Genomic DNA, 14,867 nt, shown 5'->3' with positions numbered 1-14,867 from the left:
CCCCCCCCCCCCCCCCCGCCTGGAGAAACACCATGGAATACGAAACCCTGCTGGTCTCGGTACAGGAACGTGTCGGCCTGATCACCCTGAACCGGCCCAAGGCACTGAACGCCCTCAACTCGCAGCTGGTCGCCGAGCTGAACCAGGCGCTCGACCAACTGGAGGGCGACGCCGGAGTCGGCTGCATCGTGATCACCGGCTCGGCCAAGGCCTTCGCCGCCGGCGCCGACATCAAGGAGATGTCCGCCTTCGGCTTCCCGCAGATCTACCTGGATGACTTCTTCGCCGCCGCCGACCGCATCGGTGCACGACGCAAGCCGCTGATTGCCGCGGTCGCCGGCTACGCCCTTGGCGGTGGCTGCGAACTGGCGCTGATGTGCGACTTCATCTACGCCGCCGAAAACGCCCGCTTCGGCCTGCCGGAGCTGACCCTCGGGGTCATCCCGGGCATCGGCGGCACCCAGCGCCTGACCCATGCCCTGGGCAAGTCCAAGGCCATGGAGCTGTGCCTGACCGGCCGCCAGCTGACCGCCGAGGAAGCCGAACGTGCAGGCCTGGTGGCCCGCGTGCTGCCGGCCGAATCCCTGCTGGACGAAACCCTCGCCGTGGCGCGCGGCATCGCCGGCAAATCACTGCCCGCCGCCATGATGACCAAGGAGTGCGTCAACCGCGCCTTCGAACTGGGACTCAATGAAGGCGTGCGCTTCGAACGGCGCTTGTTCCACTCGCTGTTCGCCAGCGCCGACCAGAAGGAAGGCATGAACGCCTTCGTTGAAAAGCGCGCCCCGAACTTCACCCACCGCTGACCGAATTTTCCGGCACTACTCCAAGAGGACGCCAACATGCATATCGGATTCCTTGGCCTCGGCAACATGGGCGGCCCCATGGCCCGCAACCTGCTGAAGGCAGGCCACACGCTCACCGTGTTCGACCCCTCGCCGCTGGCGACTGCCGCGCTCGTGGAGCTCGGTGCGCGCACGGCAGGCAGCCCGGCTGAACTGGCCCGTGACGGTGTAGCCGCAATCATCACCATGCTGCCCACCGCCGCTCACGTGAGGGACGTCTACCTGGGCGCCAATGGCCTGCTGGCCAACGTCGGCCAGGGCGTGCTGCTGATCGACAGCTCCACCATCGACCCGCTGAGTGCCCGCGAAGTGGCCAAGGCCGCTGCCGCCCAGGGCAATCCGATGCTCGATGCACCGGTCTCCGGCGGCACCGGCGGCGCCGCAGCGGGCACCCTGACCTTCATGGTCGGCGGCACCGACAGCGCCTTCGACCAGGCCCACCCCCTGCTCGCCGCCATGGGCAAGAACATCGTCCACTGTGGGGACACCGGCAACGGCCAGGTCGCCAAGATCGCCAATAACATGCTGCTCGGCATCTCCATGGTCGGCGTCGCCGAAGCCATGGCCTTGGGCGTCGCCCTGGGCATGGACGCCAAGGTACTGGCCGGCATCATCAATACCTCCAGCGGCCGCTGCTGGAGTTCGGAAATCAACAACCCCTTCCCCGGTGTGCTGGAGAACGCCCCCGCCTCGCGTGGCTACAGTGGCGGCTTCGGCACCGACCTGATGCTCAAGGACCTGGGCCTGGCCACCGAGGCCGCGCGCCACGCCAAACAACCGGTCGCGCTCGGCGCTGCGGCCCAGCAGCTGTACCAGACCTTCAGCTTGCAAGGCCACGGCGGCCTGGACTTCTCCGCGATCATCAACCTGTTCCGCCGGGAAGCCTGAGCATGAGTGACGAGGCGCCGATCCTGGCCAGTGTGCGCAACCGCGTCGGCCACCTCACGCTGAACCGCCCGGCCGGGCTTAATGCCCTGACCCTGCCCATGGTGCGCCAGCTGCATCGACACCTGTGGGCCTGGGAGCTGGACCCGGACATCGTCGCCGTAGTCATTCGTGGCGCGGGGGAGAAGGCCTTCTGCGCGGGTGGCGACATCCGCATGCTGTACGAGAGCCATGCAGCCGGTGACAACCAGCACCAGGTGTTCCTCGAAGAGGAGTATGCGCTGGACGAGTACCTGCACAACTACGCCAAGCCGGTCCTGGCGCTGCTGGACGGCTTCGTCCTCGGCGGCGGCATGGGACTGGCGCAGGCCGCCTCGTTGCGCGTCATCACCGAGCGCACGCGCATGGGCATGCCGGAGGTCGGCATCGGCTTCTTCCCGGACGTCGGCGGCAGTTACTTCCTGCCGCGCCTGCCGGGCGAGCTGGGTATCTACCTGGGCGTTACCGGCTGCCAGGTGCGCGCAGCCGATGCGTTGTACGCGGGCCTCGCCGACTACTGCCTGCCCAGCGAACGGATTGCGGATCTCGACCAGGCCCTGGACAACCTCAACTGGAGCTACGCACCACGGGAGAACCTCGCCCAGTTGCTCGGTTCCCTGGCCGCTGAGCGCATTCCAGGCTCGGAGCTGAAAGCGCTGCGCCCGGCCATCGACCGGCATTTCGCCCAGCCGGATATCAATGCCATCCGCCAATCGCTGCTGGCCGAGGATTGCGCCGAGTTCTGCGACTGGGCCGAGGAAACCGTGCGCGTGCTGGATAACCGCTCGCCCCTGGCGATGGCCGTGACGCTGGAACTGCTACGCCGGGGCCGCCACCTGTCGCTGGGCGACTGCTTCGCCCTGGAACTGCACCTGGACGACCAGTGGTTTGACAAGGGCGACCTCATCGAGGGCATACGCGCCCTGATCATCGACAAGGACAAGACCCCACGCTGGAATCCGCCGACCCTGGCGGAACTGACCCAACAGCGGGTGCTGTCCTTCTTCAGCGGCTTCCCGAACGCCGCCGGTAAACCTCTTCGCACCGCCTGACGGTGCCATCCTGCGGGAGAACAAGCACGATGCACGACCTCGAACTCACCGAAGAACAGCGCATGATCCGCGACATGGCGCGGGATTTCGCCCGCGCTGAAGTGGCACCCCGCGCCCAGGCCTGGGAAAAGGCCGGCTGGATCGACGACGAACTGGTGCGCCAGATGGGCGAACTGGGCCTGCTCGGCATGGTGGTGCCCGAGCAATGGGGCGGCACCTACATCGACTATGTCGCCTACGCCCTCGCGGTGGAGGAAATCTCTGCCGGCGACGGCGCCCTCGGCGCCCTGATGAGCATCCACAACTCGGTCGGCTGCGGCCCCATCCTCAACTACGGCAGCGAGGCGCAGAAGGACCAGTGGCTGCCGCAACTTGCCAGTGGCGCGGCCATCGGCTGCTTCTGTCTGACCGAACCCCAGGCCGGTTCCGAGGCGCACAACCTGCGCACCCGTGCCGAGCTGGTGGACGGCCACTGGGTGCTCAACGGCGCCAAGCAGTTCGTCAGCAACGGCAAGCGCGCCAAGCTCGCCATCGTGTTCGCGGTGACCGACCCGGAACTGGGCAAGAAAGGCCTCTCTGCCTTCCTGGTGCCCACCGACACGCCCGGCTTCGATGTCGATCGCAGCGAACACAAGATGGGCATAAAGGCCTCGGACACCTGCGCCGTGACCCTGAGCAATTGCGTGGTCCCGGAAGCCAACCTGCTGGGGCAACGCGGCAAGGGCCTGGCCATCGCCCTGTCGAACCTCGAAGGCGGCCGCATCGGCATCGCCGCCCAGGCCCTGGGCATCGCCCGTGCGGCGTTTGAAGCGGCGCTGGGCTATGCCCGCGAGCGGGTGCAGTTCGGCAAGCCAATCATCGAGCACCAGAGCATCGGCAACCTGCTGGCGGACATGCAGACCCGTCTCAATGCCGCGCACCTGATGATCCTGCATGCCGCCCGCCTGAAGAGCGCTGGCCTGCCCTGCCTGTCGGAAGCCTCCCAAGCCAAGCTGTATGCCTCGGAAATCGCCGAGCAGGTGTGTTCCAGCGCCATCCAGGTCCATGGCGGCTACGGCTACCTGGAGGACTACCCGGTGGAGAAGTACTACCGGGATGCCCGGATCACGCAGATCTACGAAGGCTCCAGCGAAGTGCAGCGACTCGTGATCGCCCGCGAACTGGCCAGCTACCTACTCTGAGTCACCCACGCTTTCCGGGCGTTTCCGCTCCCGTGGAGCGCCCGGTTTTTTATCGCATTGAGCCACTGCGCTAGCCGACTACCGGCATGAGACAACGGCTGCCTCATTCGGAAACAGGCGCAAGAGCAGCCGGCCGGACTGTTGCATGCCGGACGACAGCTCCGGCGCGGTTTTCCGGCAGGTCTGGTAAGCGCGGGTACAGGGCTTGCCCCGGATATCGCCCATCAAAAACAAGAAGACCACGCCCATGCCCGGCCTGCGCCATATTTCCATCAGCCACCGCCTGTCGCTAATCCTATTGACCGCCCTCGTGTTATTGCTGGCTCTCGCCGGCCTGATGCTGAGCCAGAACCTTGGCGACCTGCACAGCGCAAAGGCGCTGAAGACCCAACACGTCGTCGAGACCGCCAGCGGCATCCTGCGCTACTACCAGGGGCAGGAAAGCGCCGGGAAACTCAGCCGTGAACAGGCCCAGCGACAGGCCATCGAGCTGATGCGCAGCCTGCGCTACAACGGCGAGGACTACTTCTGGCTGGAAGATCTGGACACCCGTATGGTCATGCACCCCAGCCCCAAGGTCGAAGGCAAGATTATGGCCGGCACGCGGGACCCGGATGGCAAAGCGCTGTTCGATGAGATGGTGGCCATCGCCAAACGCGACGGTGCAGGTCTGGTCCACTACCGCTGGCCACGTCCCGGCTCCGATGAGCCGGTGCAGAAGGTGTCCTACGTCGAGCTATTCAAACCCTGGGGCTGGATAGTCGGTTCGGGCATCTACGTCGACGATGTGCAGGCCGAATTCCGTATGCAGGTCTTCCGCGCCCTGGGCATTCTGCTCCTGACGGGTTTACTGCTCGCGGCCCTCGTCATGCTGATTGCCCGCAGCATCGCGTCTCCGTTGCGCGAAGCGGTCAGTGCCTTGGCCAATATCGCCAGCGGCGAAGCCGACCTCACACGCAGTTTGGACGATAACTGGCGCGACGAGTTGGCCGCCATGGGCAGTCATTTCAACGCCTTCACCCGCAAGCTGCGCGGCGTCATCGGCCACACGCTGCAAACTGCCGACTCACTCGACCAGGCCTCGCAATCCCTCGGAGTCATTGCCGGCGATGCCCAGCGCCAGAACCAGCAGCAATTGCAGCAGATGGAGCTGGTCGCCACCGCAGTACAGGAGCTTTCCTACGCCGTGCAGGAGGTGGCACGAAACGCCGAGCACGCCGCGAGCGAAGTGCGCGATGCCGAAGAGCAGGCACTTCGAGGCCGGGACAACATCGACAGCAGCCTGGAACAGATCGACCAGCTTTCCGGCACCATCGGCAAGGCGGTGGATGTCATCCAGTCACTGGCCCAAGACAGCGCCCAGATCGGCACCGTGCTGGAGGTTATCCGCGCCATCGCCGAGCAGACCAACCTGCTGGCCTTGAATGCCGCCATAGAGGCCGCGAGAGCGGGTGAACAAGGTCGAGGGTTCGCCGTGGTCGCGGACGAAGTCCGGCTGTTGGCGCAACGCACACAGAGATCCACGGCGGAAATCCAGACGATGATCGAGCGCCTGCAGGCCAACTCAGAAGCCGCCGTACAGGTGATAGACGAAAGCAGCCAAGCGTCCGCGCTTACAGTCGAGCAGGCACGCCTGGCGGGCAAGAGTCTGGAGCAAATCGCCCTCTCCTTGCGTAACCTGACGGGCCTGAATGCGTCCATCGCCAGTGCCACTCTGGAGCAATCCCAGGTGGTCGAGGACATCAACCGGAATGTGACGCAGGCCGCTTCCCTGGCCGAAGAAAGTGCCCTGGCGGCCAACCGGTCCAATGAGTCCAGCCGTCATCTTGAAACGCTGGCCAACCAGTTGAACCAGACCCTGAAACAATTCCAGGTGTAAACCCGCCCTGGCTTTCCGCCAGCTCCGGAACATATGCACCACCTACCTATGGGGCACGACGTGATGCGACATGGCCAAGCCAACGCGGTATCCACCTCGACGCCGTCCCGCGCCAAGGGCGACCGGCATGCCGACGTCCTCGGCAAGGCTCTGGAACTCTTCTCCCAACGCGGCTTCGCCCAGGTCAGCATGCGTGACCTGGGCGCCTGCCTGGGTATTCGGGCGGGTTCGCTGTACCACCACATCGACAGCAAGGACGCTTTGCTGCAGGAACTGATCGAGGACCTCTACTCCGAGCTGCTCGCCAACGCCGGCCAAGTACAGCGCCGCATACAGACACCCGTCCTGCGCCTGCACGCACTGGTGGATGCCCATCTCGACCTGCACCAGACCATGGCGGCGCACTTCCAACTGGCCGAACATGACTTCCACTACCTGGGCGACAGCTTTCGGGGCAACATCCTGGCCTTGCGCCAACGTTACGAAGAGCACTTCCTGGCACCGCTCAGGCAGCTTGCCCACGGCGTCGACGACCCGGCCCTCCGTAGCGTGGCCCGTGGCATGGTCTTCCTCCTCAACCAGTTGCCTTCGCGGTTTCACACACAGCAATTCTCCAGCGGGGCGCACATCACCCTGCTGCGCGAGATGGCCATCGGCGCGTTGCGAGGGGCCATCGGCACGAATCGGTTTCGCTGAGCCATTCGGCAAGGCGAAACCGTGGAATTGTCTTATTCCGAGCCCCCCATCCTCATGCCGTAGCGACATCGCCTCCTGTACTTCTACCGCCGAGCCGGTTACCCACGCTTGTTACCGCGATCAACGATCCCCGTCCATTGAATGGTCCGGCCTTACGTCGATCGAGTAGCTTTTCCTCCGCGACCAAGCCCCAGGCTTCAACATCGGCTAAAGGCTGCAGGGTTGCATACCCAGGGGGGAAACTATTGGACGCTGTTTACCCCGGATATCTGGAATGTTTTGCACGCTGTTTTACACTTGAGGGTTGGCAACCTGGAAACCTTCGTGCTGCTCGTACTGCGCTGTCGTGGCGTGCAGCGGGTGGCCGACGACTCGCTTCGAGCGGTTCGGCTATATCCCACCTGCGCCTTCCAGGTCCTTTTCGCTCCTAACAGGAGAAACGCCATGACGCATACCTGCGTTCGTCCCTCGCTAACACGACGGAATGGAATCGCGGTCGGGAAGGTGCTGTTTGCAAGCTTGGTTTTGGTCCTGCTGGCTCTTGTACAAAGGCCGGCGCACGGGCAGGTCTTGCTCACCGAGACAACATGGGGTGGAACTGGAGCCGAAGTCGCAACCGCCGTCGCCACGGCCGCCGACGGCAGCGCGTACCTCGTCGGCTCGACGGATAGTTTTGCCTTCGACCCGTTCGGCCAGCCCGCGACGCGAATGTTCATCGTCAAGGTCTTCAATGGAGCGGTTGTCTGGCAGCGGATCTGGAACGGCCCGACCATCGTCGGGGTGACGGATGCGTCAGTGGCGGTCGCTACCGACGGTTCAGTTTACGTGGCCGGCATCACCGCGGACGGAGGCGGAGACGCCGTGTTGCTGAAATTCGATCCGAACGGCAACCTGCTCTGGGTGCGGGCCTGGGGCGGTACCCAGTCCGATAGCGCCGGCGCCGTGGCGACGCACAGCGACGGTTCCGTCTACGTCGCGGGCCGGACAACCAGCTTCGGCCCGAGCTCCGCCGGGGTGTTCGTCCTGAAATTCGATCCGACGGGCACTCTTGTCTGGCAACGGCTCTGGGACAATGCTGCCGGCTTCGAGGCGATGGCTGTCTCGCCAGACGACGGCAGCATCTACGCGGCCAGTTCTAAACTGCGGGGAAGCGATCTCTCCCAGTTCGACGTGATGGTGCTGAAGCTGACGCCAGCGGGTGACCTGGTCTGGGCACGGACGTATGGGGCAGGCGAGGTCGTGGATGCGCGCGGCGGAATGGCCGCCGCCGCGGATGGGTCCATATACACCGCTGGCGCCATCCAGGCGGCGAAGGGCGGCATCGTCGGCATCGCCGCGCTGGTCCTGAAGATCGGCTCCGATGGTAGCTTGTTGTTCGGCAAGGAATGCTGCACCAAGGGCGGCGATACAGGTGAAGGCATCGCGGTGGCGCCCGACGGCTCGGTTCTTCTCGCCGGCACAACGACGGTGTTGGGCGTCGGCTCCCAGGATGCATTCGTCGCGCGCCTGGAATCGACGGGCAAGAAGGTGACGGCCGCGGCAACCTGGGGTGGCACCGGCTTTGAGACCGGCGGCGGGGTCGCGGCTGCGGCCGACAACACGGTGCGGCTTGCGGCGACGACGAGCCAGGGCCCGCCGTATTCGCTGCTGGACGCGTCGCTGAAACTGTCCTCGCCGAAGTTCACCGTCGCGACCCCTGCGGGAGCGCTCGTGGATCCGCAGGGCACGGTTTCGATTCCTCCACACGAGGCGTCCATACCGGCCGGCAGTACGACCTACAGCGGAAACTTCGAGTCGGCACTCATAGGGCTCACGCTGCCGTAACGGGTCAGCATCGCAAGAGCGGCGCGGGCAGATGTAGCGCCCACAGGTCAATCGCTCGGCCCAATGCCGACGAGACGCCCGGCACCGCGAGGGTTTGTCCGGGAGGACGAGCGCGGATGGAGGCGTTTCCTGCGGGTCGACGGCCACAACTTGCCCGCGCAAGGCCAGTTCCCGGCATTCCTGGTCCTCCAAACACGTATTGCAAGGTCAGTATCTCCTAGCCTGGCGCCCTCGGCTCTGGGCCGCGGACGACTGGTGATAAGTACCTGAAGGTGATAATGCGGCGGCGCGCAACTGGCTGCACCGCCGACGGCATGGGATGCCAGTCGAACAACCATTTACTTGGACGAATAACCAAGCTTCCCCGAAGGGAAACTCAAGGCACGTACAAGGACTTCCCTGCAGCGCGCGCGCACTCTCTCTCTACACCGACGGCAATGGTTGCCGTCGAGAAGCGGAGAGACCCCATGAAAATCGTCGTCATCGGAGGCTCTGGCCTCATCGGATCGAAAGTTGTGAAGAACCTCCGCGAGCGCGGCCATGACGTACTCGCAGCCGGTCCCAGCACGGGCGTGAACAGCATCACCCGCGAAGGCCTGGCCCACGCGATGGAGGGTGCCGATATCGTCGTCGACGTGGCGAATGCGCCGTCGTGGGAGGACCAGGCCGTCCTCGAATTCTTCGAGACGTCGAGCCGTAACCTGCTGGCTGCCGAAGCGGCGGCTGGCGTCCGCCACCATGTCGCCCTGTCGATCGTCGGTAGCGAACGGCTTCCCGAGTGCGGCTATTTCCGGGCGAAGGTCGCCCAGGAAAACATCATCAAGGCGTCCAGTATTCCTTACACCATTCTGCGCGCCACGCAGTTCTTCGAATTCGTCGGCGGCATTGCGCAGGCAGCCGTCGTCGGCGAGGAGATTCGCCTGTCGCCGGCGCTGTTCCAGCCGATCGCGTCCGACGACGTGGCGGCGGCGCTCGCCGATGTCTCGGTCGCACCGCCGGTCAACGGCACGCTCGAAGTCGCCGGTCCCGAGGCCGTGCCGCTTGACGAAATGGTCAGGCGCTTCCTGCGATTAACGCAGGACATGCGCAGGGTCGTACCGGACGTGCGTGCGCGCTACTTCGGCGCCCTTCTCGACGATCGATCACTGACCCCCGGCAAGAACGCACGCCTCGGCGCTATCCGCTTCGAGGACTGGCTCGCCGAGTCGAAAGTCAAGGTCGGATAATAACAATCCCCTGGACACGTCAGACCCATGAACAAATCCGCAAAGCGTCGGCCCGGCAGTGGGCCGCGCTTTCACCACAGATACATTCGAAGGTGAATTGTCATGCTCACTCGACTTTTCTTAGCCGTAGCTTTTGCAGTCTTCTCGATTACCCCCGCGTCGGCTGGCGACCGGGCTCCAGGCAAGGTGACGGTGGTATTCGATCACCCTCTGCCGAACGTCCCTGGCAAGAGCATGAAAGTTGTGCTCGTCGAATACGAGCCGGGCGGCGCGTCGCCCTCCCACACCCATCCAAAGTCGGCCTTCATCTATGCCACGGTCCTTGAAGGCGCGGTGCGCAGCAGCGTCAATGGCTCGCCAGAGAAGGTCTACAAGGTCGGCGAACACTTCGTCGAAGAGCCTGGCTCGTTTCACGGGGTAAGCGCTAACGCCAGTGACACGGAACCTGCTCGCCTGAAGGCCGTGTTCATTCTCGACAGCAACGAAAAGGAACTCGTCACGCCCGCAAATAAATAGCAGGGCAACGCGCTGATCGACGCTCGGCACCCCGGCGGCAGGCTACTGCCGCCGGGACGTTGCGCGGTTATCGGTTTGCAACAGGAAACAAGACAATGCCCCCCAGAAGAGAAGGTCACCAAGGCCCACGGCGGAAGCTCCAAGACCAAGGCCGAAGTACCGCGGCACAACAAGAGAACAGTGATAGGTCTGCAGCTTTGCATCGGCGCCGTGGTGGTCTCGGCTGCTGGCGCGATCATGGTGTTTTCGAGCGGCGCGACCTCGACCGACAACGTTGAAGCCAGACCTTCTGGCGGCCCCTGCTGCTCTACGTCCCTGCGCGCCCGGCCAGTTAAGCGAGCCCGCTAAAACCCGGTTCTAGATCCACACTGCGGTTGCAGTAACGAGGGTGCCCGCACCGCGCACTCTGCGCATCTACGGCCCGGAAACGCGAGGCGGAGCTGACAACGACAGCATGAGACGCGTCGGCCTTGCATGATCAGGAACACCAGCGCTCCGGTGGCCACAACCAGCAGGTAGTGGATGAAACCGTCGGGGCTATCAACAGAATCACAACTGCACCTGCCCTGACCGCACTTCTATGAGTAGCGGCAGGACCAGTTAAGGGAACGGCTAAGTTGGCCAGCGTACCGACCGGTCGCGTGAAGGCTGCCACGCTGGTCTTCACAGCCAATCCCGGCCGGGCATCAGCCCAAGGGGGCAGAGCCATGAGTACCTTGACCATCGAAGGCTGGTGCAAGACCAGCAGCGGGCAGCGGTCCACCCCGGTGGAGGATATCCAGTTCTACCTGACTGGAAACGACCATCTACGCCTGGAGCAGGCCGAGGAATACCTGCAGAAGAGCCACCTGTCCGAAGTCATGGTCGATGTCGACATGACGACCCTGGACCTGAGCATGCCTGTGGAATATAGCCCTCTGTCCGATTGCCAGCTGCGCGTCTATCTGGACCCGGACAGTCACCGCGGCCATTTCCACCTGGTCGGGCATCGGGCCAGCGATGGCAGCCTGATCTATACCAACTCCGTTCTGATCGCCCAGATGATCTAGTCGCGCGGAGCATCCCCCCTGCGTACTGCTTCTCTCCATCGACTCAGCTCGTCGGAATGGCAATGTGAGTTTCCGTACAGACGCTGCAGGGAGCAGTGCTCATCCTTGGACGGCCGGGCGCTGAGAGCCAGAACCCCGGCGCGTTTCATTCACCCACACTGCTGGAGCACCCCATGAACAAAGATCAAGTGAAAGGTCAGGTCAAACAGGTGAAAGGCCAGGTCAAGCAAGCTACCGGCAAGATCATCGGCAACAAGACCCTGGAGAACAAAGGCAAAGTGCAAGACACCGCCGGGAAGATCCAGGAGCACTATGGCGACCTCAGGGAAGATCTCACGAACGACGGTTGAGTCCGCTCAATCGATGGGCAAGCGACATCATTGCTGCGACTGGAGATCACTATGAACTATGTGGAAAAAGACACCTTCGGCATGTACCGCACCAACGAAACTGACTTGGGCCCGGAAACCAGGCAAGGACCCGGGCCTGAGCTGATGGGGGCCGACACCCTGATCGGCAACGATGTCTACAACCTCAAGGATGAAGACCTGGGCGACATCAAGGAGATCATGCTGGACATGCGCACGGGCCGAGTGATCTACGCGGTCCTGTCCTTCGGACCAATCCTGGGCATGGGAGGAAAACTCTTTGCGGTCCCCTGGAAAGCATTGACGCTCGATACGAAACACAAGCGCTTTACCTTGAACGTCGACAAGGATCGCCTCAAGGAGGCGCCAGGCTTCGACAAGAGCCACTGGCCCAACATGGCCGACCAGGCATGGCAAAAGGAAATTCATGCCTACTATCAGCCTGTCAAACCCGCGGGCTCCAGCGGCCTGTAAGCGCTATGGCAGGTGGCAAGCAAGAGGCCCGGCGCTTACAGGACCGGGCTTGTGGACCAGGCCGTTCTTCACGTGGCGGACACCATTGATGGCCACGGCGACCTTCGCTGCCTTGCTCAAATTAAAAGGCCCGGTGCAAGACCGGGCCATGGGCGCGTCCAGCACCACGAATACCGACGCTATACGGGTCAGCCCCTGGCACGCTCTACGTTGCGCAGCGCCTTGATCTGATCATGATTGCGCATCACGCCTTCGTACTGCCGCTGGACGATTGCGCGAATATCCGTCGGCAGGTTTTTGCGGAGCGCTTCGGCATAGTGCTTCTTGGCCACGTCCTCGCCGCGTTCGGCTTCGTTGAGGATGGCTTCCTCATCCTTGCCGGTCACCAGGGATTTCAGGTCTACCCAGCGCCGATGCAGGTCGCCGCTGACGCTGGTGCTGTCTTCGGGCTTGCCGCCGAGTTCCAACACCGCCCTTTGCAATTCGGCTGCCGCCGTACCGCATTGCCGCGAGTGCTCCATGAACACTTGCTTGAGGTCCGGTCGCTTGACGTCATCGGCACAAACCTTGAAGCCCGCTTCGCCGTCCTTGCTGGTTTCAATGAGATTGTTGAGGGTGTGAACGATCTCTTTGCGATCTTCTGTGAGTTCCATGTGTTTCTGCTCCTTGCCGCAGCTGCGACCAGTAGGTGGATGGCTGACCCGATACGGGCCTCCTCAGGTTCCGACGTGCTCGGGGTGATGATCGTTCAGGTAATTTCCCCAGCGGTCATTGGTGCTGCGATGGATGGCATGGAGTCCACTCACGCGGGGCACGGTCACAAGTGAGTAGCCATCCTGCAAAGGTTATCGCCATGGACAAGAGCAACAGCGACAAAACTCCCGCCCTCTCCCCCAGCGAAGAGCGCGAAGTACAGAAGGGCAAGTCGCCGCGAGCCGCGGTGGTCCATGAGATCATCCGTTTGCAGGGTGACCAGGAGTTGCAACGTACGGTGGCCGCGCTGTGGTGGTCAGCACTTGCGGCTGGCCTGTCCATGGGGCTTTCGATGATGGGCATGGGGTTACTGCGGGCGCGCTTGGATGGCATTGAGGGTGCCGTGGCGATTTCCAGTATCGGCTACTCGGCGGGCTTTCTCGCGGTGATCCTGGCCCGCCAGCAACTCTTCACCGAGAACACTCTGACGGCGGTACTCCCCGTCATGAACAAACCCACGCCGGGTAACTTCGGCCGCCTGGGCAAGCTCTGGAGCGTGGTACTGGCGGGCAACCTCGTCGGAACCCTGCTGGTCGCCTACGTGATGCTCAGGCTGCCGATCTTCGACGCGCAAACCGACGCGGCGTTTCTCGAAATCGGTCGCAAGCTGATGGAGAACGACACCATCCAGATGTTCGCCCGTGGCGTTGTTTCCGGCTGGATGATCGCCACCATGGTCTGGATGATCCCAGCCCAGGAAAACGCCAAGTTCTGGATCATCGTCATGATCACCACCCTGATGGGCTTGGGCGACTTCACCCACATCGTGGTCGGCTCGGTAGAGGCCGCTTACCTGGTGTTCGCGGGCGAGCTGGGCTGGATGGAGTTCTGGCTGGTATTCGCCGCCCCTACCCTGGCCGGCAACATCGTCGGCGGCAGTTTCATCTTCGCACTGATCAGTCACGCCCAGATCCGCAGCGATGTGGAACTCCAGCAGGCGGAGCGCGAGCGCCAACGCGAGCGGGTCGCGCAGCAGGACGAAGATTAGTTGCGCTCGACCATCCAGGTCAGCATCGGGGCATTGCCATAGGCGGTATCGCCAATCAGGCGTTCTGGCGTGAGGTCGACAGGAAATCCGCACCCAGCGTGGCGGAAAGAACAGCCCTGATAGGCGGCCGCGACCCGCACAGTTCAATAAGCACGTGCCTTGGGCCTAGCGTTTCGTCGTCCAGAGCGGATCGTTGGCCATTAGCGCTGCTCCCCACTCTGCGAAGGCGCGGACGCGCGCAGACAAATGCCGTGTCGGGGGATACACGAGGCTGATCGGCATGCCGTCCATCTCCCAGTCAGGCAGGACCTCCACCAGAGCCCCCGACTGAAAATGGGGACTCGCCTCCGCGCGTGGAACCGAAACGATGCCAAGGCCCGCCAACCCGGCCGAGATGTATGCGCCGCCATTATTGAACCGCATTGCCGGCAGTTGTTCGATCCTGAAGCTGTCGTCGCCTCGCCGCAATATCGGGATCATCTGCTTGCCTGAGCTAGGAAAGGTAAAACCGAGATACCGCTGATGCAGCATGTCGTCGGGCTTGAGAATGGGCGCGGCGTTCATCAGGTACAGAGGCGAAGCACAGAGGCAGAAGCGCATCAGCCCCACAGGGCGACACACCAGGTCCTGATCTGCGACCAGGCCACCCCGGAAAGCACAGTCGATACCTTCCTGGACCAGGTCGACCACTCGTTCGCTGCACCCGATATCCAGCTGAATCTGCGGATGTTGTGCTGTGAACTCCGGTAGTGACGGGATGACAAGGCAAGTCGCGACGCCGGAAGGCATCTCAACCCTCACCCTCCCACGTGCCACGCTGCGGCTCCGGGCAACCGACGCCTCAAGTTCGTCGAGATCATCCAGCACAGAGCGAGCCCTTTCGTAGTAGGCGGCGCCATCCGTGGTAGGCGTGACTCGTCGCGTGGTCCTGTGCAGCAGCTTCACACCCAGCAACGATTCCAACCCCTGAATCTGGCCGGAGATGGTGGTCTTCGCTACGTTCAACGCCTCCGCTGCCCGGGTAAAGCTTCCCACCTCCACGATCCGGCAGAAGGCACGCATTGCTTCCAATCGATCGAAGGCCATGATTAT

General features: G+C 63.3%; 15 protein-coding genes and 1 pseudogene. 14 read left to right on the top strand and 2 right to left on the bottom strand.

Going from position 1 to position 14,867, the window contains the following annotated elements:
- The first annotated feature begins 32 nt into the window (after nucleotides 1-32).
- The 13 genes and pseudogenes from AAHM40_RS22380 to AAHM40_RS22325 all read left to right on the top strand — a co-directional run bounded on the left by AAHM40_RS22380 (nucleotide 33) and on the right by AAHM40_RS22325 (nucleotide 12,034).
- A complete protein-coding gene (locus AAHM40_RS22380; protein ID WP_342246629.1) occupies nucleotides 33-806 on the top strand; it encodes an enoyl-CoA hydratase in 774 nt (257 codons plus the stop codon).
- A gap of 36 nt (nucleotides 807-842) precedes the next feature.
- A complete protein-coding gene (gene mmsB / locus AAHM40_RS22375) occupies nucleotides 843-1,733 on the top strand; it encodes a 3-hydroxyisobutyrate dehydrogenase (protein ID WP_342246628.1) in 891 nt (296 codons plus the stop codon).
- 2 nt (nucleotides 1,734-1,735) lie between these two features.
- Nucleotides 1,736-2,821, top strand: a complete 1,086-nt coding sequence (locus AAHM40_RS22370) for an enoyl-CoA hydratase/isomerase family protein (RefSeq protein WP_342246627.1) — start codon at nucleotides 1,736-1,738, stop codon at nucleotides 2,819-2,821.
- Nucleotides 2,822-2,850: 29 nt separating this feature from the next.
- Nucleotides 2,851-4,002: an acyl-CoA dehydrogenase family protein gene (locus AAHM40_RS22365; RefSeq protein WP_342246626.1), complete on the top strand. Its 1,152-nt coding sequence runs from the start codon at nucleotides 2,851-2,853 to the stop codon at nucleotides 4,000-4,002.
- 247 nt (nucleotides 4,003-4,249) lie between these two features.
- A pseudogene (locus tag AAHM40_RS27355) lies at nucleotides 4,250-5,023 on the top strand (cache domain-containing protein); the annotation flags it as partial.
- Nucleotides 4,997-5,881 carry a methyl-accepting chemotaxis protein gene (locus AAHM40_RS27350; RefSeq protein ID WP_446731606.1) on the top strand — a complete coding sequence of 295 codons (885 nt, stop codon included), beginning with the start codon at nucleotides 4,997-4,999 and terminating at the stop codon, nucleotides 5,879-5,881. The pseudogene AAHM40_RS27355 and the gene AAHM40_RS27350, both read left to right, overlap by 27 nt.
- Before the next feature lie 63 nt (nucleotides 5,882-5,944).
- Nucleotides 5,945-6,577 carry a TetR/AcrR family transcriptional regulator gene (locus tag AAHM40_RS22355; protein WP_342246624.1) on the top strand — a complete coding sequence of 211 codons (633 nt, stop codon included), beginning with the start codon at nucleotides 5,945-5,947 and terminating at the stop codon, nucleotides 6,575-6,577.
- Nucleotides 6,578-7,021: 444 nt separating this feature from the next.
- Entirely contained in the window at nucleotides 7,022-8,401 is a 1,380-nt protein-coding gene (locus tag AAHM40_RS22350) for a hypothetical protein (RefSeq protein ID WP_342246623.1), read from the top strand.
- Nucleotides 8,402-8,868: 467 nt separating this feature from the next.
- Nucleotides 8,869-9,627, top strand: a complete 759-nt coding sequence (locus tag AAHM40_RS22345) for an SDR family oxidoreductase (protein WP_342246622.1) — start codon at nucleotides 8,869-8,871, stop codon at nucleotides 9,625-9,627.
- A gap of 102 nt (nucleotides 9,628-9,729) precedes the next feature.
- Nucleotides 9,730-10,143, top strand: a complete 414-nt coding sequence (locus tag AAHM40_RS22340) for a cupin domain-containing protein (RefSeq protein ID WP_342246621.1) — start codon at nucleotides 9,730-9,732, stop codon at nucleotides 10,141-10,143.
- A gap of 707 nt (nucleotides 10,144-10,850) precedes the next feature.
- On the top strand, nucleotides 10,851-11,192 hold the full coding sequence (locus tag AAHM40_RS22335; RefSeq protein WP_342246620.1) for a hypothetical protein: 342 nt from the start codon (nucleotides 10,851-10,853) through the stop codon (nucleotides 11,190-11,192).
- Nucleotides 11,193-11,365: 173 nt separating this feature from the next.
- Nucleotides 11,366-11,542 (top strand): CsbD family protein, encoded by a 177-nt coding sequence (locus AAHM40_RS22330; RefSeq protein WP_342246619.1) that lies wholly within the window; start codon nucleotides 11,366-11,368, stop codon nucleotides 11,540-11,542.
- A 51-nt stretch (nucleotides 11,543-11,593) separates the two neighbouring features.
- Nucleotides 11,594-12,034, top strand: coding sequence for a PRC-barrel domain-containing protein (locus AAHM40_RS22325; protein WP_342246618.1), 441 nt, complete (start codon nucleotides 11,594-11,596; stop codon nucleotides 12,032-12,034).
- A 188-nt stretch (nucleotides 12,035-12,222) separates the two neighbouring features.
- On the opposite strand, the gene AAHM40_RS22320 is transcribed toward AAHM40_RS22325, so the two are convergent.
- A complete protein-coding gene (locus tag AAHM40_RS22320) occupies nucleotides 12,223-12,687 on the bottom strand; it encodes a PA2169 family four-helix-bundle protein (protein ID WP_342246617.1) in 465 nt (154 codons plus the stop codon).
- Between the two features lie 200 nt (nucleotides 12,688-12,887).
- Here AAHM40_RS22320 and AAHM40_RS22315 point away from each other — a divergent pair, with 200 nt between their 5' ends.
- Nucleotides 12,888-13,775: a formate/nitrite transporter family protein gene (locus tag AAHM40_RS22315; RefSeq protein WP_342246616.1), complete on the top strand. Its 888-nt coding sequence runs from the start codon at nucleotides 12,888-12,890 to the stop codon at nucleotides 13,773-13,775.
- Between the two features lie 165 nt (nucleotides 13,776-13,940).
- Here AAHM40_RS22315 and AAHM40_RS22305 read toward each other — a convergent pair whose 3' ends face one another.
- A complete protein-coding gene (locus tag AAHM40_RS22305; protein ID WP_342246615.1) occupies nucleotides 13,941-14,861 on the bottom strand; it encodes a LysR family transcriptional regulator in 921 nt (306 codons plus the stop codon).
- Between the last annotated feature and the right edge of the window lie 6 nt (nucleotides 14,862-14,867).

The sequence above is a fragment of the Pseudomonas sp. OTU5201 genome, assembly GCF_038440135.1.
Lineage (GTDB): Bacteria > Pseudomonadota > Gammaproteobacteria > Pseudomonadales > Pseudomonadaceae > Metapseudomonas > Metapseudomonas resinovorans.
Note: the sequence above shows the minus strand (reverse complement) of the source record. Positions and strands in the feature narration are given on the sequence as shown.

Bases quoted from the DNA above. Each gene is read 5' to 3' on its own strand.
- AAHM40_RS22380 (WP_342246629.1), top strand. From the start codon at position 33: ATGGAATACGAAACCCTGCTGGTCTCGGTACAGGAACGTGTCGGCCTG.
- mmsB (WP_342246628.1), top strand. From the start codon at position 843: ATGCATATCGGATTCCTTGGCCTCGGCAACATGGGCGGCCCCATGGCC.
- AAHM40_RS22370 (WP_342246627.1), top strand. From the start codon at position 1,736: ATGAGTGACGAGGCGCCGATCCTGGCCAGTGTGCGCAACCGCGTCGGC.
- AAHM40_RS22365 (WP_342246626.1), top strand. From the start codon at position 2,851: ATGCACGACCTCGAACTCACCGAAGAACAGCGCATGATCCGCGACATG.
- AAHM40_RS27350 (WP_446731606.1), top strand. From the start codon at position 4,997: ATGGGCAGTCATTTCAACGCCTTCACCCGCAAGCTGCGCGGCGTCATC.
- AAHM40_RS22355 (WP_342246624.1), top strand. From the start codon at position 5,945: ATGCGACATGGCCAAGCCAACGCGGTATCCACCTCGACGCCGTCCCGC.
- AAHM40_RS22350 (WP_342246623.1), top strand. From the start codon at position 7,022: ATGACGCATACCTGCGTTCGTCCCTCGCTAACACGACGGAATGGAATC.
- AAHM40_RS22345 (WP_342246622.1), top strand. From the start codon at position 8,869: ATGAAAATCGTCGTCATCGGAGGCTCTGGCCTCATCGGATCGAAAGTT.
- AAHM40_RS22340 (WP_342246621.1), top strand. From the start codon at position 9,730: ATGCTCACTCGACTTTTCTTAGCCGTAGCTTTTGCAGTCTTCTCGATT.
- AAHM40_RS22335 (WP_342246620.1), top strand. From the start codon at position 10,851: ATGAGTACCTTGACCATCGAAGGCTGGTGCAAGACCAGCAGCGGGCAG.
- AAHM40_RS22330 (WP_342246619.1), top strand. From the start codon at position 11,366: ATGAACAAAGATCAAGTGAAAGGTCAGGTCAAACAGGTGAAAGGCCAG.
- AAHM40_RS22325 (WP_342246618.1), top strand. From the start codon at position 11,594: ATGAACTATGTGGAAAAAGACACCTTCGGCATGTACCGCACCAACGAA.
- AAHM40_RS22320 (WP_342246617.1), bottom strand. From the start codon at position 12,687: ATGGAACTCACAGAAGATCGCAAAGAGATCGTTCACACCCTCAACAAT.
- AAHM40_RS22315 (WP_342246616.1), top strand. From the start codon at position 12,888: ATGGACAAGAGCAACAGCGACAAAACTCCCGCCCTCTCCCCCAGCGAA.
- AAHM40_RS22305 (WP_342246615.1), bottom strand. From the start codon at position 14,861: ATGGCCTTCGATCGATTGGAAGCAATGCGTGCCTTCTGCCGGATCGTG.